The organism is Variovorax sp. 10L421, from assembly GCF_056395365.1.
This window is the reverse complement of record NZ_JBFTJJ010000013.1, coordinates 58894-80484: the sequence shown is the minus strand read 5'-3', so window position 1 is coordinate 80484 and position 21591 is coordinate 58894. Positions and strand designations below refer to the sequence as shown.

The window sequence follows — 21591 nt, the reverse complement described above, 5'->3', positions numbered from 1 at the left end:
GGCGTCCCTTGGCCGCGGGCGCGGATAATCGCCCGCCATGCCTTTTCGCATAGCTACTTTTTTAATAGCGTCCCTTGCAATAGGAGCGGGCGCTGTCGCGATTTTTGGCTGGAAGTTCGGATGGCTGGGCGCGTGGCTGGGCGCGGTGCTCTGGCTGGTGCTCGATGCCTGGCGCGCCGAGCGGCTGATGCGGGTGCTGCGCAACGACGCGGCGGGCCTGCCGACGAGGGGAGCGGGCGTGTGGGGCGAGCTGTCGGAGCGCATCCGCAAGCTGCTGCGCGACCGCGAGCAGCAGACGCGGCAAGCCGAAGAGCGGCTGCAGGAGTTCCTCGCGGCCATCCAGGCCTCACCCAATGGCGTGGTGCTGCTCGACGAGCAGGGCCGCATCGAATGGTGCAACCAGACGGCCGCCAGCCAGTTCGGCATCGATGCCGAGCGCGACCTTGCGCAGCAGCTGGCGAACCTCGTGCGCGATCCGGCCTTCGTCGCCTACCTTGCATCGTGGAACTACAGCCGCGACGTGGTCATCGACGCCTCCGGACCCGGCCACTCGCATCAGCGCCCCCACCTGGTGCGGCTGTCGGTGCAGGTGCATCCCTATGCCGGCAACCGCCGCATGCTTCTGACGCGCGACATCACGGCGCTGGAGCAGGCCGAGGCGATGCGGCGTGATTTCGTGGCGAACGTGTCGCACGAAATCCGCACGCCGCTGACGGTGCTGGCGGGCTTCGTCGAGACGCTGCAGAACCTGCCGCTCGACGCGGACGAACGCATGCGCTACCTGTCGCTGATGGGGCAGCAGTCGCACCGCATGGAAACGCTGGTGAACGACCTGCTGACGCTGTCGCGGCTGGAAGGCAGCGCGGCGCCTTCGGGCAACCAGTGGATCCGCATTCGTGCGCTGCTCGCACAGTGCGAAGACGAGGGCCGCGGGCTGTCGGGCCGTGTGGCGCCGCAGGGACACCGGCTGTCGTTCACCATCGAAGCCGAGTCCGAAGTGTCGGGCGCACCGACCGAGCTGCAGAGCGCGATGTCGAACCTGCTGAGCAATGCCATCCGCTACACGCCAGGCGGCGGCGAGGTGGCGGTGAGCTGGCGGGTGCTGCCTGACGGGCGTGGCGAATACGCGGTGAAAGACACGGGTCCCGGCATTGCCGCCGAGCACATTCCCCGGCTGACCGAGCGCTTCTACCGCATCGACCGCAGCCGTTCGCGCGAGACAGGCGGCACGGGGCTGGGGCTGGCCATCGTCAAGCACATTGCACAGCGGCACGGCACCGAGCTGCGCATCGAAAGCACGGTGGGCAAGGGTTCGCGCTTTGCGCTGGTGTTTCCCGCAGTGCGCGTGCGGGAAGCGCGCGTGCTGGCCAGGTAGCAGGCAGCTCTTGTCAAGCGCGCTGGCGCATCGTCCAACGCAGCAGCGCGCCGAACAGCAGGGCCGTCAGCGCCAGCGCGAAGGCGCTCATGATCCAGAACGCCAGCGGCGATTGCATGGCCGCCCAGGGGCCAAGTCCGCGGTACGCCAGCAGGTAGCTTCCGCCGAGGCCCAGTCCCCACAGCATCGCGCAATAGATCACCAGCGGCGCCAGCGTGACCCGGTAGCACCGCAGCACGAACACGCAGAAGGTCTGCACCGCATCGGCGAAGTGATACATGGCCACCGCCAGCAGCAGTGCGCCGGCCATCGCGATCACAGCGGGGTTGTCTGAATACACGTTGGCGAGCTCGTAGCGCAGCGCAGCCATGGCGGCGGCGTAGAACAAAGCGCACAGCGCGGTCAGCTCGAAGCCCAGGCGACAGGCGTGCCGGGCCCTGGCCGCATCCCCGGCACCGAGCCAGAAGCTCACGCGCGCGCTGGTCGCGATGGCCAGCGACAGCGGGGTCATGTAGGCCACGGCCAGCAGGTTCGACGCGATCTGGTGCGCCGCCGCGGCCGCCGTGCCAAGGCGGGCGATGAACAAGGCCATCAGCGTGAACGAGGTCACTTCGACCAGCACCGCCAAGCCGCCTGGCACGCCGAGCCGCGCGAACTTGCGGATCTGCTGCCAGTCGGGCGCTTCGATGCGCTTCCAGAGCCCGTAGTCGCGATAAAACGCGCGGTTGCGCAACAGCCAGATGGCGCAGCCCAGCATCGCCCAGTTCACGCACAGCGTGGCCCAGCCGCAGCCCACGAGGCCCATGGCCGGCAGGCCCGCGCCACCGAAGGTGAACCAGATCGACAGCGGCAGCTTCACGGCCAGCGAACCGAGTTGCAGCCATGTCACGAGCTGGGGCTTGCCCAGGCTCTGGTTGAGCGTGCTGAACAGGCGAAAGAGCAGGGCCGGCGCCAGTGCAAAGGCCAGCACCGCCAGATAGGCCTCGACTTCGCCGCGCATTGCAGCCGGCACCTGGGTCCACCGCAGCGCCGCGTCGGGCAGCAGCAGGATCGCCATGCCAGCCACGATGGCAATGGCGGCCAGGTAGAGCGATTGCCGCACCGAGCGGCCCACCTCGCCGGCGCGGCCGCCGCCATGCAGTTCGGCCCAGACCGGCAGCAGTGCCTGCAGGACGCCCATCAGCGAGACGTACACGCTGACGAAGATGGCGGCACCGACCGACAGGGCGGCCAGTGCTTGTTCGGAGTAGCGCCCGGCGATGATGGTGTCGGCCACGCCGAAAGCCATCACGGCCAGCTGCCCGGCGAGCACGGTGCCCGCGTGCCGCGCGATCAGGGCCCGTTCGCCGCCCCTCACTGTGGCGTGATCTTCTGGTAGAGCAGGAGGTCGTCGGCTGCGCTGCTGGGTCGGCGCAGCGTGCCGGCAAAGCGCCACTGGTCGAAGGGAATGATGGTGTGCAGGCGCTCGATGGTCTCTGGGCTCGCCAGCAACCATGGGCAATCGGTGCCCAGCAGCAGCGGTTGCACGTTGAAGTTGCCGTGGTGGCGCAGGGCCGCGATGTGCGGGCGGCTGAGCGCGAGTTCCGCGATGCAGCGCGGCTGGCCGACACGTTCGGCCACGGCCCGCACCTGCGGCACGTAGCTGCGCGCGTAGTCGATGGGCGGCAGCCACAGCGTCATCAGCAGCATCCAGCACAGCGCCGTACCGCCGGCCGGCAGCACCAGCGTCTTCCAGAGCGCGGCACGGTGCCGCCCCGTGCGCCAGCGCACCAGCCAGCACCAGGCAATGGTCGCGGCCGCCGCGAGAGCCACGGCAATGGGAGAGAACTCGGGCACGAAGCCGGGCACCAGCCGCGCCACGCTGGCGGCGGGCTTGGGCGGCACGCCGGTCTGCATGGCGACCCAGTAGATCCAGCCGAGCACGGCCAAGCCGCTGAAGAACAGCACGTTGAACCAGTCGATCAGCGCCGCTGCGCTGCGCCTGAAGGTGGGCAGGGCGAAGGCGGCCAGCGTGGCGAACGCAGGCAGCGCCAGCAGCAGCGAGCGGTCGGAGTAGTCGGTGGTCCAGGTGGCCGCCAGCGGCACCAGCGCGAACCAGAAGGGCAGCGCGACGTGGCGTGCCGTGAGCTGCCGCCGCCAGCGCCAGAGCGTCCAGATGGCAAGCGGCCAGACCGGCCAAGTGAACCACAGCAGCAGCTTGGCCTGGCTGCGTGCGTCGCCGAGCAGCGAACCGCCGAGCACGGTGATCTTCCATGTCGGCAGCTTCAGCCCGAACACGAGCACCGCCGCCAGCGCGGTAATGCCAGTCATCGCGAGGAGGGCGCCTCGCGTGTAGCCGGGGCCGTTGTCTTCGTCGTTGATGTTCTCGCGCTCGGACTGCATGGCGAGCCGGCGCTCGTAGGCGATGTACAGCACGCTGCCGACGGCCAGCGCGAGCCCCACGGTGGGCGCACCGCTCAGCGTGATGCCGATGGTGCCCACCGTCAGTGCGATCAACGGGCCCGCGCGGCGATAGGGCAGTGCGGCCACGCCGTAGAACAGGTGCGAGGCAAAGAACAGCTGTGCCAGCGCGGGCGTGGTCTCGTGGCCAAGCTGGGCGAGGCCGAGGCAGGCGATCAGTGCCAGCAGGCCGCCGTCGGCAATCGCGCGTGCGTAGTCGGTCGGCCGTGCCTCCCCGCCGAAGGCGAAGGCCACGGGCTGGGCACGCGCCGTGCGGGCCAGGTAGTACACCGCATACCAGCTGGCCGTGAAGGTGCCCCAGAGCAGGAACGCGAATGCGATTCGCACGGCCAGGTCGGGGTTCAGCCACGACGGCGCGATCTTGATCGCCAGGGCGCCGATCCAGTACGGGATCAGCGCGGGCGTTTCGGGGCGCAGGCCCAGCAGGAGAGGATCGAACCAGCGCGCGATGCCTTCGGTGCTGCGGGCCAGTTCGGCCATGTAGCCGAAGGCCGTGATGTCCGCGCTCTTCCAGGGGCCTCGGCCGACCAGGCCCGGCAGCAGGTAGGCCGCGCACAGCAGAAGCAACGCGATGCGCGGCAGCCGGCGCACGGCACTCTGGGCAACGATCGCGGGGGTGGGCTGGTTCAAGTGGCGAAAGAGGCGGAATTCAGAAAGAAAAAGGGCAGCGCGGTAAACCGGGCTGCCCTCGACGCGAAAGCGCGTGCCTTACTTCGAAGCAGCGCCGGTGGTCTTGCCGAAACGGTTGCGGAACTTCTCGACGCGGCCGCCCATGTTGTCGACCGACTTCTGCGTGCCGGTGTAGAACGGGTGCGATTCGCTGGTGGTGTCGAGCTTGAACAGGGGGAGCTCGCGACCGTCGTCGGTCTTGCCCATTTCCTTGGTGTTCGCGCACGAACGGGTCACGAACTTGAAGCCGTTCGACATGTCGACGAACAGGATTTCGCGGTAATTCGGGTGGATGCCTTCTTTTGCCATGGTTTTTCCTTTTGCGCTGTTGGAATCAATGCGCGGTCGATGCGAGAGCCACCAGCGTGCCAATGGTCTGGCGCGCTGCCCTGGGAAATCCAGGAGGCCGGGCGAAGCTGCCCAGCCGCACTTTTCGCGGAGCCCATGATTATCGCATACTGCCCTATTTTCGAGCAAACGGAACCCTTCCATGACCTCCGCACCTTTGCGCGCCGGCCTCGTCGGCTACGGTTTTGCCGGCCAGACCTTCCATGCGCCGGTGCTTTCGGCCGTTCCGGGGCTCGAACTGGCCGCAGTGGTGAGTTCGCAGCCGCACAAAGTGCACGCCGACTGGCCCGGTGTGCCCGTGGTGCCCGACGTGGCGGCGCTGGTGGCCCGCGCCGACATCGACCTCGTCGTGGTCGCGACGCCCAATGCACAGCACCATCCGGTCGCCAAGGCAGCGCTGGAGGCCGGCAAGCACGTGGTGGTGGACAAGCCTTTCACGCTCGATGTGGCTGAGGCGCGGGAGCTCGAGGCGTTGTCCAAGCGCAACAACCTTGTCTTGGCGGTGTATCAGAACCGGCGTTTCGATGCCGATTTCCTGACCCTCAAGGATGTCCTGGCGTCCGGCGAATTGGGCCGGCCGGTGTACCTGGAGTCGCATTTCGACCGCTTCCGGCCCGAGGTGAAGGCGCGCTGGCGCGAGCAGGCCGTGCCGGGGGCGGGTCTGTGGGTGGACCTGGGCGCCCATCTGGTCGATCAGGCGGTGCAGCTTTTTGGCCGGCCCGACACGATCCAGCTCGACACCGCCGTGCTGCGCGACGGTGCTGTGGTCGAAGATTACTTTCATGCCGTGCTGCGCTACGAGCAGGGGCCGCATGCGCCGCTGCGCGTGGTGCTGCATTCGACGACGCTCGCCGCCCATGCGGCGCCGCGCTACATCGTGCACGGCACGCGTGGCAGCTACGTCAAGCATGGCGTCGATACCCAGGAGGATGCGCTGCGCGCCGGGCAGCGGCCGCCGGCCGTGGGGTGGGGCGCCGATCCGCTCGATGGCGAGCTCACGCTGATCGGCAGCGATGGGGCGCCGCACTTTCGCGCCTTGCCGACGCGGCCAGGCAACTACGTCGACTACTACGCTGCGGTCCGCGACGCGATCCTCGGCCACGGCCCGAACCCCGTGCCGCCCGAGCAGGCCGTCGCGCTGATGGAGTTGCTCGACATCGGCCGCCAGAGCACCGTCGAAGGCCGCGCCATCCGCATCGAGCGCCCATGAAAAAAGCGCGTCGGCCCTTGAGGGCCAACGCGCTTTTGCGGAAGAGCGTGGTGCTCAGCCGCCGCGACGCATCATGTCGAAGAACTCGACATTGGTCTTGGTCGCCTTCATGTTCTTGAGCATCAGCTCCATCGACTCGATCTCGTCCATGTTGTACATGAGCTGACGCAGGATGCGGGTCTTCTGGAGGATCTCGGGTGCCAGCAGCAATTCTTCGCGGCGCGTGCCGCTGCGGTTGAGCTGGATCGAGGGGAACACGCGCTTTTCGTACAGGCGGCGGTCGAGGTGGATTTCGGAGTTGCCGGTGCCCTTGAACTCTTCGAAGATCACTTCGTCCATGCGGCTGCCGGTATCGATCAGCGCGGTGCCGATGATGGTCAGCGAGCCGCCTTCTTCCACGTTGCGCGCGGCGCCCAGGAAGCGCTTGGGGCGCTGCAGCGCGTTGGAGTCGACGCCGCCCGTCAGCACCTTGCCCGACGAGGGCACGACGTTGTTGTAGGCGCGGGCGAGGCGGGTGATCGAGTCGAGCAGGATCACCACGTCCTTCTTCAGTTCGACCAGGCGCTTGGCGCGCTCGATCACCATTTCGGCGACGTGCACGTGGCGCGCTGCGGGCTCGTCGAAGGTCGAAGCAATGACTTCGCCCTTCACCGTGCGCTGCATTTCGGTCACTTCTTCAGGGCGCTCGTCGACGAGCAGCACCATCATGTGGACGTCGGGGTAGTTGACGCTGATCGCGTGGGCGATGTGCTGCATCATCACCGTCTTGCCGCTCTTGGGCGGCGCCACGAGCAGGGCGCGCTGGCCCTTGCCGATGGGAGCGATGATGTCGATGATGCGGCCCGTGATGTTCTCGTCGCCCTTGATGCCGTCGCGCTCGAGCTTCATCTGCTCCTTGGGGAACAGCGGCGTCAGGTTTTCGAACATCACCTTGTGCTTGTTCTGCTCGGGCGGACCGTCGTTGACCTTGTCGAGCTTGGTCAGCGCGAAATAGCGCTCGCCGTCCTTGGGCGTGCGCACCTCGCCTTCGATCATGTCGCCGGTGTGCAGGTTGAAGCGGCGCACCTGGCTCGGCGAGATGTAGATGTCGTCCGTGCTGGCCGTGAAGCTGGTGTCGGGGCTGCGCAGGAAGCCGAAGCCGTCGGGCAGTATTTCGAGCACGCCGTCGGCGAAGACCTGTTCGCCGGCCTTGGCGCGCTTCTTGATGATCGCGAACATCAACTCCTGCTTGCGCATGCGGCCGACGTTTTCGATCTCAAGCGCTTCGGCTTGCTTGAGGACTTCAGACACGTGGAGTGCCTTGAGTTCGTTTAAGTGCATGGAATGACCCCTCGCGGGGTAATCGAACGGAAAACGGGGGGAGGTTGGGTGTGAAGCGAGAGGTGCCTCACCAACCGGGGAACTCGAACCGGTTGCCTGGATAAAGGGCCGGTGATCTGTGGGAGATTATGACAGGAAAAACGCGCCGGCCAACGCATTGCGCGCTGGCCGGTGGAAATCGCTCAGGCGAGCTGCTGGTCGATGAAGGCCGTGAGTTGCGCCTTGCTCATGGCGCCGACCTTGGTGGCGGCCAACTGGCCGTCCTTGAACAGCATCAGCGTGGGGATGCCGCGAATGCCGAACTTGGCGGGAATGTCGCGGTTCTCGTCCACGTTCAGCTTGGCGATCTTCAGCTTGCCTTCGTAGGCGGCCGACACTTCGTCGAGGATCGGGGCGATCATCTTGCAGGGACCGCACCATTCGGCCCAGTAATCGACCAGCACGGGCTGGCTGGACTTGAGCACGTCGGCCTCGAAGGAGGAATCGGAGATGTGTTTGATGAGTTCGCTGGCCATGTGTGGGTCCTTGTGCGCAGAGAGTTTCGGTGCAGCTAAAGTGCTGGTCATTGTGACAGAAACCAAGGGGTGGCGTGCCGTGCGGGGACGCTATGGCGGCGATAGCCAAAAGCCCTTGTGCGTCACGTCCACGCGCTCTCCAACCCCTCGATAGAACATGAACGAAGGCCTCCCTGTCCAGGCCCTGTGGTGCGATCCCGCCGATGGCGTCGTTGCGCGGATCGTCCGCGCGCTGGCCGATCGCCAGCTGCATGCCGCCCGCACCGTGGTGCTGGTGCCCTACGCGCAGTTGATGGGCGTGGCGCGCGCCATGTGGGCCCGCAGCGGCAGCCCAGGCTTCGTGCCGCGCTTCGAGACCACCCATAACTGGGCCCGCAGCGCGGGCGGCTTCGTGCCGGCCGGCTACGACATCGCGCACGACATGGCGCGCGACCTGGTCACGGCGCAGGCGCTGCTGTCGCAAGCCGGTTTCAGCGCCGAGCGCTTCGCCCTTGCCGGCCGCGTCGTCGAACTGGCGTATCAACTGGCCCCTCTTGCAGCTGCCGTGAGTCCCGAAGAGCGGGGCGGCGAATGGGCGCAACGCGCGGCGGGCGTGGCCGAGGCGGGCAGCGAGTCGGAATGGTTTCGCATCGAGAGCGCGCTGATCCGCATCGCCGTCGCGTGGGCCTCGACCTCGGGCTATGCCACCGACGTGCTCCTGCGCGACAGCACGCGCGCGCAGGTCGACGCGCTGATCGTGCTCGAGGGCTTCCTGGCCGATCCGCTCACGCAGTCGCTCTGCAAGCTGTGGGGCGACCGCGCTCTTCATCTCTCGCTCGTGCCCTCGGGCGCGCCCACGCAGGCTGCGGTTTCGCACGTCGCCCTCGACCCCGAAGACGAAGCCGAACTCGCCGCCGCCTGCGTGCTGCGCCACCTCGCCGAAGACCGCGCACCGGTCGCCTTGATCGCAACCGACCGCGCCCTCACGCGCCGCATCAGCGCCCAGCTGAGTGCGAAAGGTATCGTCACGCACGACGAAACGGGCTGGAAGCTGTCGACCACGCGCGCTGCCGCCACGCTGATGAGCGCGCTGCGCGCCTGCGCCCACGACGCCGCCAGCGACCAGGTGCTCGAATGGCTCAAGAGCGGCACCGATGGCGATGCACCGGCTGTGCAACTGCTCGAAGCCCGCTTGCGCCGCGAGGGCCTGCGCGACTGGTTGGCCTGGTGTGCCTTGGTGGCGCGCAGCGAGAAAGCGCAGGACGCCACGTTGCTGTCCTTCACCGAGGCCATCGAGGCGCGACGCGCGCCCATGGCCCGGTCCCGCCCCCTGGCCGACTGGCTGCGCGCGTTGCGCGAGCTGCTGGAAGCCAGCGGCCAATGGGCGCTGCTCGACGAAGACCTCGCGGGCGGCAAAGTGATCGGCGCCCTGTGGCTCGATGCCGGCGCGCATGGCGACGACGACGATTTCCCCGGCGGGCGCCACACGCTGGCCGAATTCACCGCCTGGGTCCGCGACGTGCTGGAAGACGCGAGCTTCGTGCCCCCCGCGGGCGACCAGGCACCTAAGGTCGTCGTGCTGCCGCTGTACCAATTGCTGGGCCGTGCGTTCGGCGCCGTGGTCATCCCCGGCTGCGACGACCGGCGCCTGCCTGCGTCGCCCGAGCCGCCCGGCAACTGGAGCGCCGCCCAGCGACTCGAACTGGGCTTGGCGTCGCGTGAAACGCTCGAAGCTGCGCAACGCGCGGCCTGGGCCGCGGCCCTGCACAACTCGTCGTGCGAGTTGATCTGGCGCCAGTCCGACGCCAGCGGCGAGCCGGTACGGCCCAGTCCGCTGGTGCAGGCGCTGCAGCTCGATCACGCGCTGCAGCCCTCGGCCGATCCGCGCACGCCGCGCGACGTGACCGTGCAGCCAACCGAATATCCGATCCCTTCCGGCGCGCTCCTGCCACTGGAGAACATCTCGACCAGCGTGTACGAAGACCTGCGCCGCTGCCCCTACCGCTTCTTCGCGTTGCGGCAGTTGGGCCTGCGCAGCGCCGACGAGCTCGATGCCGAGGTCGACAAGCGCGACTTCGGCAACTGGCTGCATGCCGTGCTTGGTCACTTCCACGAGACGCTGGCAGGGGCTGCGACGCAGGACGCGCAGGAACGCACTGCGCTCATCGAAGAGGCCGCCCGGCGCGCGACGCAGGAGCTCAGCCTGTCCGCAGCCGAGTTCCTGCCTTTCGCCGCGGCCTGGCCCGCGGTGCGCGACGGCTACCTCAACTGGTTGACGGGGCACGAGGCGGGCGGCGCGGTTTTCGTCGAAGCCGAGCCCTGGAAGGAGCAGTCCCTGGGCACGCTGCGGCTGATCGGCCGGCTCGATCGCATCGACCGCATGCCAGACGGCCAGGCTTTCGTGATCGACTACAAGACCGAGTCCGCCGCCGTCAGCAAGGAGCGCGTGAAAGACCCGACCGAAGACACGCAACTGGCCTTCTATGCCGCGCTGGTGGCCGACGACACCTTGCGTGCGGCCTATGTGAACGTCGGGGAAAAGTCCTCCGGCACGCAGACCGTCGAGCAGCCCGCCGTGGTCGAGGCGCGGGATGCGCTGGTGGCCGGCATCATCGACGACTTCACGCGCATTGCACAGGGGGCAGCACTGCCGCCATTAGGGGAGGGCGCCGTCTGCGACTACTGCGCCGCACGCGGCCTTTGCCGCAAGGACTTCTGGGGCAACGAGGTCCCCCGGCTCGGGGGCATTGCGAAATGAACGGCGCTGCCTACGAACACAACGGCCGGCACGTCACGCGCGAGGCCTTCTATACCGTCGCCTGCGACCCGCGCCGCTCGGTCGCCGTCGAGGCCTGCGCAGGCGCGGGCAAGACCTGGATGCTGGTGTCGCGCATCTTGCGCGCGCTGCTCGAAGAAGGCGAGTCTGCCTGCGAGCCGCATGAGATCCTGGCCATCACCTTCACGAAGAAGGCGGCCGGCGAGATGCGCGAGCGGCTCGACCAGTGGCTCGAGGATTTTGCCGAACGGACGCCGGAAGAACTGGTCGGCCAGCTCGTGATGCGCGGCGTCGAGCCGGCGGCCGCATTGGCCGCCGTGCCGCGCCTGAAGGGCCTTTACAGGCGCCTGCTCGAAGGTGGCAGGCCGGTGCAGTTCCGCACCTTCCACGCCTGGTTCGCGGGCCTGCTGCGCAATGCGCCGCTCGCGGTGCTGCGCGAGCTGGGCCTGCCGTCGAACTACGAACTGCTCGAAGACGACGCCGAGGCGCGCGGCCACACGTGGCGGCCCTTCTTCGAGGCCGTCACCGCCGACAAGAATGCGCTGGCCGATTACTACGCCGTCGTCGCGACGCACGGCCGCTCGCAGACGGCCAAGGCCCTGAGCGAGGCGCTCTCGAAGCGCGTCGAGTTCTCACTGGCCGATGCAGAGAATGCCGTCCAGCATTTCAGCGTGTTCTTTCCGTCGCTCGAAGGCCTTGACGAACCGACCGAGGCCTTGCTCGGCGAGCCGGTGCGCCGCCGTTGGCTTGACCGCGCCGCCGCGCTCGGCCGCGAGAGCAACAAGACGCCGCAGAAGGCGGCCGAGGCCATCATCGACGTGTTCGGCATGGGCGAGCCTCCAGCCGATTCGCTGGCGGCCGCGCTCGCGCACCTGCGTAAGAACTTCTTCGTCGCCACCGAAGATCGCCTCAACAAGAACCTGCAGAAGTTCCCCGCCGCGCAGGAAGCCGAGGCCGAGCTGCAGGTGCTGTGCGGCGCGCAGGCCCAGCACGCCGCATGGCTCTACCAGCAGCGCATGACGCGCCTCACACGCCTGCTGATCACAGCCTTTGCCGATGTGAAGCGTGCCCACGGCTGGGTCGACATGAACGACGTCGAGCAGGCCGCGCAACTGCTGCTCGGCCAGTCGGCGCTGTCGGGCTGGGTGCAGGAGCGGCTCGACGCGCGCATTGCGCACCTGCTGATCGACGAATTCCAGGACACCAACCCGCTGCAGTGGCAGGCGCTGTACGGCTGGCTCAGCGCGTACACCGGAGCGCAGGGCCGAGCGCCGCGAGTGTTCATCGTGGGCGACCCGAAGCAGAGCATCTACCGCTTCCGCCGCGCCGAGCCGCAGGTGTTCATCGCCGCGAAGAAGTTCGTGCGCGAAGGGCTCGACGGCGAGTTGCTTAACTGCGACCACACCCACCGCAATGCGCGGGCCGTGGTCGGGCTGGTCAATACGGCGATGCTGGCGGCGCAAGAGGCCGGTGAGTTCGATGGCTACCGCGCCCACACCACCGAGCGCGGCGACGAAGGCGAACTGCTCAAGCTGCCGGCCATCGACCGCGACGCACTCGGCGATGCGTCCGATGCGGCACCGGCCGACGACGGCATGCTGCACTGGCGCGACAGCCTCGTCACACCGCGCGTGCTGCCCGAAGAACAGCTGCTGCAGAAGGAATGCGAACAGGCCGCGCAATGGGTGGCGCAGCGCATCGCCGACGGCACGCCGCCGCGCCAGATCATGGTGCTGGCGCGCCGCCGCAGCCGGCTCTCGGCCATGCAGGACGCATTGCGCCAGCGCCACATTCCCGTGCAGCAGCCAGAGAAGAACGATCTGCACGACGCACCCGAAGTGCAGGACGTGGTCGCGCTGATCGATGTGCTGGTGTCGCCCGCGCACGATCTTTCGCTGGCGCGGGCGCTGAAGTCGCCGGTGTTCGGCATCGGTGACGAGGCGCTGGTGCAGCTCGCACTGCGCCAGCGCGAGCGCGGCCCGGTGAGCTGGTTCGCACTGATCCTGAAGGACGAAAGCCTGCCGCCGGCGTTGATCGAGGCGGGCACAAAGCTCAGGAAGTGGCAGCGCTGGCTGATGACACTGCCGCCCCACGACGCGCTAGACGCGATCTTTCACGATGGCGATCTGCTCGCGAAATTCGGCGCCGCAGTTCCCGCCGCGATGCGCCAGAGCGCGCTGGCCAATCTGCGCGGCCTGCTGTCCGCATCGCTCGAGATTGACGGCGCACGTTTCGCGACACCGTATGCACTGGTGCGTGCGTTGCGCGCTGGCGGCGTGCGCGCCCCGGCCGTTGCCGCGCCCGATGCGGTGCAACTGCTGACCGTGCATGGCGCGAAGGGACTGGAGGCCGATACCGTTCTCATGCTCGACTGCGACGCGGCACCACCGCGTGCCCAGACCATGGGCGTGTTGGTCGAATGGAAGGGCAGCGACAGCGCGCCGACGCGCTTCGTGTTCCTTGCGAGCGAGAAGACGCCGCCGGCCTGCGCGGCGGCATTGCTCGAAGAGGAGCAGCGCGCGCGCCATCGTGAAGAGCTCAACGGCCTTTACGTCGCGACCACGCGGGCACGCGAGCGGCTGGTGTTGTCGTCGGTGCGCCCGGCGCGCGCCAACGAAGGCAGCTGGTGGGCGCGATTGGAGCCGCTGTGCGAGCCTACCGAGGCCGACGAGCCACTGGTCGCCTTGCCGACCGACTCCGGCGCGGGCAGCTTCTCGATGAAGCGCATGCCTGCGGCGCCCGTGTTGGTCGAACAACCTGCCACCAAGAAAGCGCCAGACACCACCGTTGACGCGCGCGCCGCCGCCTTCGGCCAGGCCATGCACCGCCTGCTCGAATGGGCTGTCCCTGGCGAGCCGCTGCCTGCGGCCCACGTGCGCGCTGCAGCACGCGAATTCATGCTCGATGCGCAGCAGGCGCGCGGTGCCGCCGCGCTGGCGCAGCGCATCCGCGCGGGCGAGGGCGCCTGGGTGTGGGACGATCGCAGGGTCGACTGGCATGGCAACGAAGTCACGCTGGTGCATGAAGGCGAGATCTTGCGCATCGACCGTCTGGTGCGCGAGCGCGACAGCGGCGCCTGGTGGATCCTCGACTACAAATCTGCGGCGCGCCCCGAACGGGACGCTGCGCTGATCGCACAGATGCAGCGCTATCGCGCAGCGGTGCAACATGCCTATCCCGGTGCCACGGTGCGCGTCGCGTTCCTCACCGGGCAGGGCGAACTGGTAAATCTCGAATGACTGTTTCCCCTACCGTCGCCGTCATCGGCGGCGGACCTGCCGGCCTGATGGCGGCTGAAGTCCTGAGCGCTTCCGGCGCACAGGTGCATGTGTATGACGCGATGCCTTCGGTCGGCCGCAAGTTCCTGCTGGCCGGCCGTGGCGGGCTGAACCTCACGCACTCGGAGCCCTTCGATGTGTTCATGACCCGCTTCGGCGAGCGCCGCGCGCAGCTCGAACCGATGCTGGCGCTGTTCGGACCGCAGCAGATGCGCGAATGGGCGAGCGGCCTGGGCATCGAGACCTTCGTCGGCACGTCGGGGCGCGTGTTTCCAACCGACATGAAGGCCGCGCCGCTGCTGCGCGCGTGGTTGCATCGTTTGCGCGCGGCGGGTGTGCAGTTTCATATGCGGCATCGTTGGATGGGCGATGGGGTTTTCGACACGGCGTCGCTGCGGTTCGCGACGCCTGCCGGCGGCATTGCGGCAAAGGCCGATGCGGTAGTGCTGGCGCTCGGCGGCGCGAGCTGGGCTCGTCTCGGCTCCGATGGCGCGTGGGTGCCGTGGCTTCAGGCGCAGGGTGTGGAAGTGGCGCCGCTGCTGGCGGCCAATTCAGGCTTCGACGGCACCGGCTGGAGCGAGCATTTCTCCAGCCGCTTTGCCGGGCAGCCGTTCAAGTCGGTCGCGATCTCGTTCACCGACAGCCACGGGAGGCACTTTGCGCGCAAGGGCGAGTTCGTCGCGACAGCCAAGGGGATCGAAGGCAGCCTGATCTATGCGGCGTCGGCGCTGCTGCGCGACGAGATTGCCGCGAAGGGCAGCGCGACGCTGTTGCTGGATCTGCTGCCCGACCGCAGTGCCGAACAGGTATTGGCCGCAGTGACGCACCCTCGCGGCGCGCGTTCGCTCAGCAGCCATCTCAAGAGCCGGCTGGGGCTCGAGGGCATCAAGGCGGGGGTGCTGCACGAGGCCTTGAGCCGCGAAGCGATGCAGGACGCCGCGCAACTGGCCGCGACGATCAAGGCGGTGCCCTTGAAGCTCATCGCGACGCGGCCGGTCGACGAGGCGATCAGCACGGCAGGCGGCGTGCGCTTCGACGCGCTGGATGCGCAGCTGATGTCGAACGCGCTGCCCGGCGTGTTTGCGGCAGGAGAGATGCTCGACTGGGAGGCGCCGACCGGCGGCTACCTGCTGACAGCGTCGATGGCCAGCGGCGCGGCCGCGGCGCGCGGCGCGATTCGTCGTCTAGGTCTGGGCTGAGAGTGATTGTTGCAAGCCTCGTTTCATTTCGCACGGAATGAAACGAAGCTGCTGAAGAGGTTGACGAGCCTTACCCCTGGCACTGACTACGCAGTTAGGGCTGCTTGGTTCCCCACCTGACCCGGTTGGCCACTTCACCATGCAGGGAGGCCCGTCAGCATGGATTCTAACCCCCCAGTCTTCGCGCACTTCGTGTCGCTTCGCCAACCCCCTTCCAGGAGGCGGGGCGGCCGCTTCGGGCGGCCGTGCGCGGCGCCCCTCCGGAGCGGGGCAGAGAAGCCTCTCGTTTCTTGCGACCGGGGCCGGATCGGCGCCTCACGCCTTTTAGAATGCCCGCAATGTCTTATCTCGTGCTCGCTCGCAAGTTCCGTCCGAAAACCTTCGGTGAGATGGTCGGCCAGGGGCACGTGGTGCAGGCGCTCGAGAACGCGTTGACCACGCAGCGCCTGCATCACGCCTATCTTTTCACCGGCACCCGCGGTGTCGGCAAGACCACTGTTTCGCGGATTCTGGCGAAGTCGCTCAACTGCCAGGGCCCGGATGGCCAGGGCGGCATCACGGCCACGCCGTGCGGTGTGTGCCAGGCCTGCCGCGACATCGATTCGGGCCGCTTCGTGGATTACACCGAGCTCGACGCGGCCTCGAACCGCGGCGTGGACGAGGTGCAGTCGCTGCTCGAGCAAGCCGTCTACAAGCCGGTGCAGGGGCGCTTCAAGGTCTTCATGATCGACGAAGTGCACATGCTCACGAACACCGCGTTCAACGCGATGCTGAAGACGCTCGAGGAGCCGCCCGAGTACCTCAAGTTCGTGCTGGCCACGACCGATCCGCAGAAGGTGCCGGTCACGGTGCTGTCGCGCTGCCTGCAGTTCAACCTGCGGCCGATGGCGCCCGAGACGGTGCTCGAACACCTCACCGGCGTGCTGCACACCGAGAATGTTCCGGCCGAGCCGCAGGCGCTTCGCCTCCTGGCGCGCGCGGCGCGCGGCTCGATGCGCGACGCGCTGTCGCTCACCGACCAGGCCATCGCCTTCGGCAACGGCGAACTCGTGGAAGCGGGCGTGCGCCAGATGCTCGGCAGCGTCGATCGAGGTCATGTATTCCGCCTGATCGAGGCGCTCGCGCAGGGCGACGGCAAGACGGTGGTCGAAACCTCCGAGGCGCTGCGCGTCGACGGCATGTCCGCCGCCTCCACGCTGGAAGAAATGACGGCTGTGCTGCAGGCCATGGCCGTGCTGCAGGCCGTGCCCTCGCGGGCGGAGTCGGCCGATGCCGCCACCGATCCCGACGCGGCCGACACCGCGCGCCTCGCCGCGCTGATGCCGGCCGACGAGACGCAACTGCTCTACAGCCTGTGCCTGCACGGCCGCGGCGAGCTGGGCCTGGCCCCGGACGAGTACGCCGCGCTGACCATGGTGCTGTTGCGGCTACTGGCCTTCAAACCCTCCAACGCGGCTGCTTCGACGGCTTCCACGGAAAAAAAAACTCTGAATGAAGCTGCGGCCGCGGCGCCGCAGGTTCCGGTGCGTGCCGCAGCCTCCGCTCCGGCGCCCATGCCGGTCGTTCGCCCTCCGATTGACGCTGAAGCGCCTGCTGCGGCGCCCGCCCATGCCGCCCCGGTCCCGGCGGGCCATCGCCTCGCGGTGGTCGATGAACCCCGACAGGCCGAATCCCGCCCCGAGGCCAGCGATACGACCGCCAGGGTTGTCGGCGTGCCCATTCGCGTGCAGCCTCCACCGAGTGTCCGGGACACGCCGCGCCCCGATGAGCCGCGCAGCACATTCACCCCCATTCCGACCAGCGAAGACGGCGATTTCTGGTACGCCACGGTCTCCGAACTGGTCGCGGCCGAGGCCATCACGGCCCTTGCACGCGAACTGGCGCTGCAGTCGCAGCTGGTGGGCCGCGACACGGACCAGTGGCTGCTGCGCATCGAGCGCGAGACGCTCAACCAGCCGTCGAGCCGCGAAAAGCTGACAGCTGCGCTGAACAACCTCGGCCACAACATCAAGCTCGCCATCGAGATCGGCGGCGTGATCGACAGCCCCGCGCGCCGCAACAAGCAGGCCGCCGACGAGCGCCAGCGCGTGGCCGAAGAGGCCATCATGAGCGACCCTGAAGTGCAGGCGCTGATGCGCGACTTCGACGCGAAGATCGTTCCCGGAACCCTGAAACCGGCCTGAGCTCCCATCTCTCTTATCCTTCACCCACTTTTCAACCCAACAACCAGGACCAACGATGTTCAACAAAGGACAACTGGCCGGCCTCATGAAGCAGGCGCAGGCAATGCAGGACAACCTCAAGAAGGCCCAGGAAGAACTCGCCCACATCGAGGTCGAAGGCGAATCCGGCGCCGGCCTCGTCAAGGTCGTCATGACCTGCAAGCACGACGTCAAGCGCATCACCATCGACCCCAGCCTGCTGGCGGACGACAAGGACATGCTCGAAGACCTCGTGGCGGCCGCCTTCAACGCCGCCGTGCGCAAGGCCGAGGAAACCAGCGAGCAGAAGATGGGCAAGCTCACGGCCGGCATGCCTGGTCTCCCGCCCGGCATGAAGCTGCCGTTCTAAGCGGCCGAGATGGCAGACGCCGGTTCGCTCGACGCATTGATCGATGCGCTGCGCCGCCTGCCCGGTGTCGGCGTCAAGTCGGCCTCGCGCATGGCGTTCCATCTGCTGCAGCACGACCGCGAGGGTGCGCAGCTGCTCGCGCGCGCGCTGCAGCAGGCCGCGGGTCACGTTCGGCATTGCGAGCTTTGCAACACCTTCACCGAGGCGCCGATCTGCAGCGTCTGCATGGACTCGCGGCGCGACGGAACCAAGCTTTGCGTGGTCGAGACGCCGGCCGACCAGGCCGCACTCGAGCGCACCGGCGCGTTCCGCGGCTATTACTTCGTGCTGATGGGCAAGCTCAGTCCGCTCGACGGCATCGGGCCGAAAGACATCGGACTGCAGAAGCTCTTCGACCGCGCGCGCGACGGCACGGTGAGCGAGGTCATCCTGGCCACGAACTTCACCGCCGAGGGCGAAGCCACCGCGCACGTGATCGGCGAGGCGCTGAAGCAGCATGGCCTCACGGTGACGCGCCTTGCGCGCGGCGTGCCGGCCGGCAGCGAACTCGAATACGTCGATCTCGGCACCATCGCGCATGCCCTGGTGGATCGCAGGTAGCACGCGCATGCGAACGTGACTTTTTCCTTGCTCACCATCGCCTACTGGTGCGTTTTCATCGCCTGCGGCTTGCCGTATTTCGCGGCGTGGATCGCCAAGGCTGGAAGCTTCGGCCCTCGCGACAACCAGCATCCGCGCGACTGGGCCGCGAAGCAGGGCGGATGGCGCGCGCGCGCCAACAGCGCGCAGGCGAACAGCTTCGAAGGCCTGCCGTTTTTCATCGGCGCGGTGATCATCGCGCACCAGCTCGGCGCGGCACAGGCGCGCCTGGACATGCTCGCCGCGGCCTACGTGGTGCTGCGCGCGATCTACATCGTGCTCTACATCAAGGGTCTGGGCAGCGCGCGCAGTGCTGTCTGGGCGCTCGGGTTCCTGGTCAACGTCGCGATACTTTTCCTGGCGCGCTGACGCTTCGGCGCGGGCTTCGCGGCGAGGCCTTCATGATTACGTGAAAACCCGCACGGGATCACCCCGATGCCGTCGCCTGATGCGGCCCCTAAGCTCGATTCAGTCCCAGGAATCACCGAGCCCGCAGGCACCGTTTCATGCTCCATCGCCGAACCCTCATTTCAGCTTCCGCCATCGCCGCCGCAACCATCGCGCTGCCGCGCGTCTTTGCGCAGCAGGCGAAGCTGGAAAAAACCAGGATCTCCATCGCGGTGGGTGGCAAGGCGGCGTTCTACTACCTGCCGCTCACCATTTCCGAACAGCTCGGCTACTTCAAGGCCGAGGGGCTCGATGTGGAGATTTCCGATTTCGCGGGCGGCGCGCGCGCACTGCAGGCGGTGGTCGGCGGTTCGGCCGATGTCTGCTCGGGCGCCTACGAACACACCATCAACCTGCAAGCCAAGAACCAGTTCTTCCAGGCCTTCGTGCTGCAGGGCCGCGCACCGCAGATCGCGGTGGGCGTGTCGACGAAGAACATGGCGGGCTACACCGGCATTCCCGACCTCAAGGGCAAGAAGATCGGTGTCTCGGCGCCAGGCTCGTCGACCAACATGGTCGCCAACCTCGTGCTGTCGCGCGGCGGCCTCAAGGCCAGCGACGTGAGCTACATCGGCGTCGGCGTGGCGGCCGGCGCGCTCACCGCGCTGCGCTCGGGCCAGATCGACGCGATCAGCAACACCGACCCGGTGATGACGATGCTCGAACAGAAGGGCGACGTGAAGATCATCAGCGACACGCGCACGCTCCAGGGCACGCAGCAGGTGTTCGGCGGCCCGATGCCGGCAGCCTGCCTGTATGCGTCGAGCGAGTTCATCCAGAAGAATCCCAACACCTGCCAGGCGCTGGCGAATGCCATCGTGCACGGGCTCAAGTGGCTGCAGACGGCGGGGCCCGGCGACATCATCAAGACGGTGCCGGAGACCTATCTGCTCGGCGACCGGGCGCTGTACCTCGCGTCCTTCGACAAGGTGCGCGAGTCGATCGCCACCGACGGCCTCGTGCCGGTCGACGGCCCCAAGACCGCGCTGACCGCGATCGCCAGCTTCGACACCACCGTGAAGGCCGACAGGATCGACCTCGCAAAGACCTACACCAACGATTTTGCTCGGCGCGCGAAAGACAGGTTCAAAGCCTGATTTCGAACGGCCCCGCGACCCGGCTCAGGCCGGGTTTTTTACGCCATGTCCGACCACGCACTCGAACTTCTCTCCATCAGTTGCACCTTCCATTCGAAGGACGATCCAGGCCAGCGCTACACCGCGGTGGCCGACACCACGCTGCGCATCAAGGCGGGGGAGTTCGTCTCGGTGGTCGGTCCCACGGGCTGCGGCAAATCGACGCTGCTGAACGTTGGTGCGGGTTTGCTCGAACCTTCTTCGGGCACCGTGAAGGTCTTCGGCCAGACGCTCGCGGGCATCAACACGCGCGCCGGCTACATGTTCCAGACCGAGGCGCTGATGCCCTGGCGCAGCGCCATCGACAACGTCATGGTGGGCCTGCAGTACCGCGGTGTGTCCGATGCCGAAGCGCGCCAGCAGGCCGAGGCATGGCTCTCGCGCGTGGGCCTATCAGGCTTCGGCGACCGCTACCCGCACCAGCTCTCCGGCGGCATGCGCAAGCGCGTGGCGCTGGCACAGACGCTGGTGCTCGACCCCGACATCATCCTCATGGACGAACCCTTCAGCGCGCTCGACATCCAGACGCGCCAACTGATGGAGAACGAAGTGCTCGACCTCTGGAGCGCAAGGAAGAAGGCCGTGCTCTTCATCACGCACGATCTCGACGAGGCCATTGCCATGAGCGACCGCGTGGTGGTGCTGTCGGCCGGCCCGGCAACGCACCCCATCGGCGAGTTCGCCATCGACCTGTCGCGTCCGCGCGACGTTGCCGAGGTGCGCACGCAGCCGCGCTTCGTGGAGCTGCACACCCAGATCTGGGAGGTGCTGCGCGACGAGGTGTTGAAGGGCTACGCGCAGCAGCTGAGGAAGGCCGCGTGATGCCCCGCCTCGGGCTCAACGAGCGCAACGCGCGCTTCTGGCAGCTGGCGTTGCTGGTAGTGATCCTGGTGGCGTGGCACATTGCCTCGCGCAACCAGCAGTTCGCCTTTTTCGTCGGCGAGCCGATCCAGGTGGCGGGCCGCATCTGGAGCTGGTTCCTGCCGTTCGAGGTGCCGCCCAATGCGCTGTTCCCTGACGGGCTCAAGGGCAACGCCGACATCTACCTGCACCTGGGAACCACGCTGCTGGAGACGGTGCTGGCCTTCGGCATCGGCACGGTGCTCGGCCTGGGTTGCGGGCTGTGGCTGGCGCTCGCGCCCACGGCCAGCCTGATCCTCGACCCCTACATCAAGGCCGCCAACTCGATGCCGCGGGTGATCCTCGCGCCCATCTTCGCGCTGTGGTTCGGCCTGGGCATCTGGAGCAAGGTGGCGTTGGCCGTCACGCTGGTGTTCTTCATCGTGTTCTTCAACGTCTACCAGGGCGTGCGCGAGGTGAGCCCGGTGGTGCTGGCCAACGCGAAGATGCTGGGCGCGAACCAGCGGCAGCTGTTGCGCACGGTGTACCTGCCGAGCGCAACGAGCTGGGTGTTCTCCAGCCTGCACACCTCGGTCGGGCTGGCCTTCGTGGGCGCGGTGGTGGGCGAATACCTGGGCTCGGCGCGCGGCGTGGGCTACCTGATCCTGCAGGCCGAAGGCACCTTCGACGTCAACACCGTGTTCGCCGGCATCGTGGTGCTCACGGCTTTTGCGCTGGTGCTCGACGGCATCGTGGGGCTGATCGAGAAGCGGCTCATGAAGTGGCAGCCCAAGACCGGCGAAACCGAGAAGCTGTAGCTCCCTCATGC

The 21591-nt window shown here is 67.6% G+C and carries 17 protein-coding genes and 1 other RNA gene; 12 read left to right on the top strand and 6 right to left on the bottom strand.

What is annotated here, in order from left to right; all coding sequences use genetic code 11:
• The first annotated feature begins 37 nt into the window (after positions 1-37).
• Positions 38-1375, top strand: coding sequence for a phosphate regulon sensor histidine kinase PhoR (gene phoR / locus AC1DFC_RS17875; protein ID WP_478179693.1), 1338 nt, complete (start codon positions 38-40; stop codon positions 1373-1375).
• 13 nt (positions 1376-1388) lie between these two features.
• Here phoR and AC1DFC_RS17870 read toward each other — a convergent pair whose 3' ends face one another.
• From AC1DFC_RS17870 to AC1DFC_RS17860, 3 genes are all read right to left on the bottom strand, one after another.
• Entirely contained in the window at positions 1389-2732 is a 1344-nt protein-coding gene (locus AC1DFC_RS17870) for an MATE family efflux transporter (protein WP_007836656.1), read from the bottom strand.
• Positions 2729-4465: a hypothetical protein gene (locus AC1DFC_RS17865; RefSeq protein WP_007836658.1), complete on the bottom strand. Its 1737-nt coding sequence runs from the start codon at positions 4463-4465 to the stop codon at positions 2729-2731. The genes AC1DFC_RS17870 and AC1DFC_RS17865 overlap by 4 nt, the downstream gene beginning before the upstream one ends.
• A 78-nt stretch (positions 4466-4543) precedes the next feature.
• Positions 4544-4813, bottom strand: coding sequence for a type B 50S ribosomal protein L31 (locus tag AC1DFC_RS17860; RefSeq protein WP_007836661.1), 270 nt, complete (start codon positions 4811-4813; stop codon positions 4544-4546).
• Between the two features lie 181 nt (positions 4814-4994).
• Here AC1DFC_RS17860 and AC1DFC_RS17855 point away from each other — a divergent pair, with 181 nt between their 5' ends.
• Entirely contained in the window at positions 4995-6062 is a 1068-nt protein-coding gene (locus tag AC1DFC_RS17855; protein WP_478179692.1) for an oxidoreductase, read from the top strand.
• 54 nt (positions 6063-6116) lie between these two features.
• Here AC1DFC_RS17855 and rho read toward each other — a convergent pair whose 3' ends face one another.
• A complete protein-coding gene (gene rho / locus AC1DFC_RS17850) occupies positions 6117-7382 on the bottom strand; it encodes a transcription termination factor Rho (protein WP_478179691.1) in 1266 nt (421 codons plus the stop codon).
• A 182-nt stretch (positions 7383-7564) separates the two neighbouring features.
• Positions 7565-7897, bottom strand: a complete 333-nt coding sequence (trxA, locus tag AC1DFC_RS17845; RefSeq protein WP_007836664.1) for a thioredoxin TrxA — start codon at positions 7895-7897, stop codon at positions 7565-7567.
• Between the two features lie 157 nt (positions 7898-8054).
• Between trxA and AC1DFC_RS17840 the strand changes: the two genes are divergently transcribed.
• The 3 genes from AC1DFC_RS17840 to AC1DFC_RS17830 are packed head-to-tail and all read left to right on the top strand — an operon-like array spanning position 8055 to position 15129.
• Positions 8055-10634 (top strand): PD-(D/E)XK nuclease family protein, encoded by a 2580-nt coding sequence (locus AC1DFC_RS17840; protein WP_478179690.1) that lies wholly within the window; start codon positions 8055-8057, stop codon positions 10632-10634.
• Positions 10631-13891 carry a UvrD-helicase domain-containing protein gene (locus AC1DFC_RS17835; RefSeq protein ID WP_478179689.1) on the top strand — a complete coding sequence of 1087 codons (3261 nt, stop codon included), beginning with the start codon at positions 10631-10633 and terminating at the stop codon, positions 13889-13891. The genes AC1DFC_RS17840 and AC1DFC_RS17835 overlap by 4 nt, the downstream gene beginning before the upstream one ends.
• Positions 13888-15129, top strand: coding sequence for a TIGR03862 family flavoprotein (locus AC1DFC_RS17830; RefSeq protein ID WP_478179688.1), 1242 nt, complete (start codon positions 13888-13890; stop codon positions 15127-15129). Before AC1DFC_RS17835 ends, AC1DFC_RS17830 begins: the two co-directional genes overlap by 4 nt.
• A gap of 59 nt (positions 15130-15188) precedes the next feature.
• Here the strand turns inward: AC1DFC_RS17830 and ffs are convergent.
• An RNA gene (ffs, locus tag AC1DFC_RS17825) (signal recognition particle sRNA small type) lies at positions 15189-15285 on the bottom strand.
• A 182-nt stretch (positions 15286-15467) separates the two neighbouring features.
• On the opposite strand from ffs, the gene dnaX reads away from it, so the two are divergent.
• From dnaX to AC1DFC_RS17790, 7 genes are all read left to right on the top strand, one after another.
• On the top strand, positions 15468-17312 hold the full coding sequence (gene dnaX / locus AC1DFC_RS17820) for a DNA polymerase III subunit gamma/tau (RefSeq protein WP_478179687.1): 1845 nt from the start codon (positions 15468-15470) through the stop codon (positions 17310-17312).
• Positions 17313-17367: 55 nt separating this feature from the next.
• Entirely contained in the window at positions 17368-17700 is a 333-nt protein-coding gene (locus tag AC1DFC_RS17815; RefSeq protein ID WP_007836669.1) for a YbaB/EbfC family nucleoid-associated protein, read from the top strand.
• Between the two features lie 9 nt (positions 17701-17709).
• Positions 17710-18300 (top strand): recombination mediator RecR, encoded by a 591-nt coding sequence (recR, locus tag AC1DFC_RS17810; protein WP_007836670.1) that lies wholly within the window; start codon positions 17710-17712, stop codon positions 18298-18300.
• A 15-nt stretch (positions 18301-18315) separates the two neighbouring features.
• Positions 18316-18708 (top strand): MAPEG family protein, encoded by a 393-nt coding sequence (locus tag AC1DFC_RS17805; RefSeq protein WP_478179686.1) that lies wholly within the window; start codon positions 18316-18318, stop codon positions 18706-18708.
• Between the two features lie 137 nt (positions 18709-18845).
• Complete coding sequence (locus AC1DFC_RS17800) at positions 18846-19883, top strand: ABC transporter substrate-binding protein (RefSeq protein WP_007836672.1); 1038 nt, start codon at positions 18846-18848, stop codon at positions 19881-19883.
• Between the two features lie 45 nt (positions 19884-19928).
• The gene (locus tag AC1DFC_RS17795; protein WP_413331454.1) at positions 19929-20744 is read left to right on the top strand and encodes an ABC transporter ATP-binding protein; all 816 of its coding nucleotides are present in this window, start codon (positions 19929-19931) and stop codon (positions 20742-20744) included.
• A complete protein-coding gene (locus AC1DFC_RS17790) occupies positions 20744-21580 on the top strand; it encodes an ABC transporter permease (protein WP_413313130.1) in 837 nt (278 codons plus the stop codon). The genes AC1DFC_RS17795 and AC1DFC_RS17790 overlap by 1 nt, the downstream gene beginning before the upstream one ends.
• Positions 21581-21591: the final 11 nt, after the last annotated feature.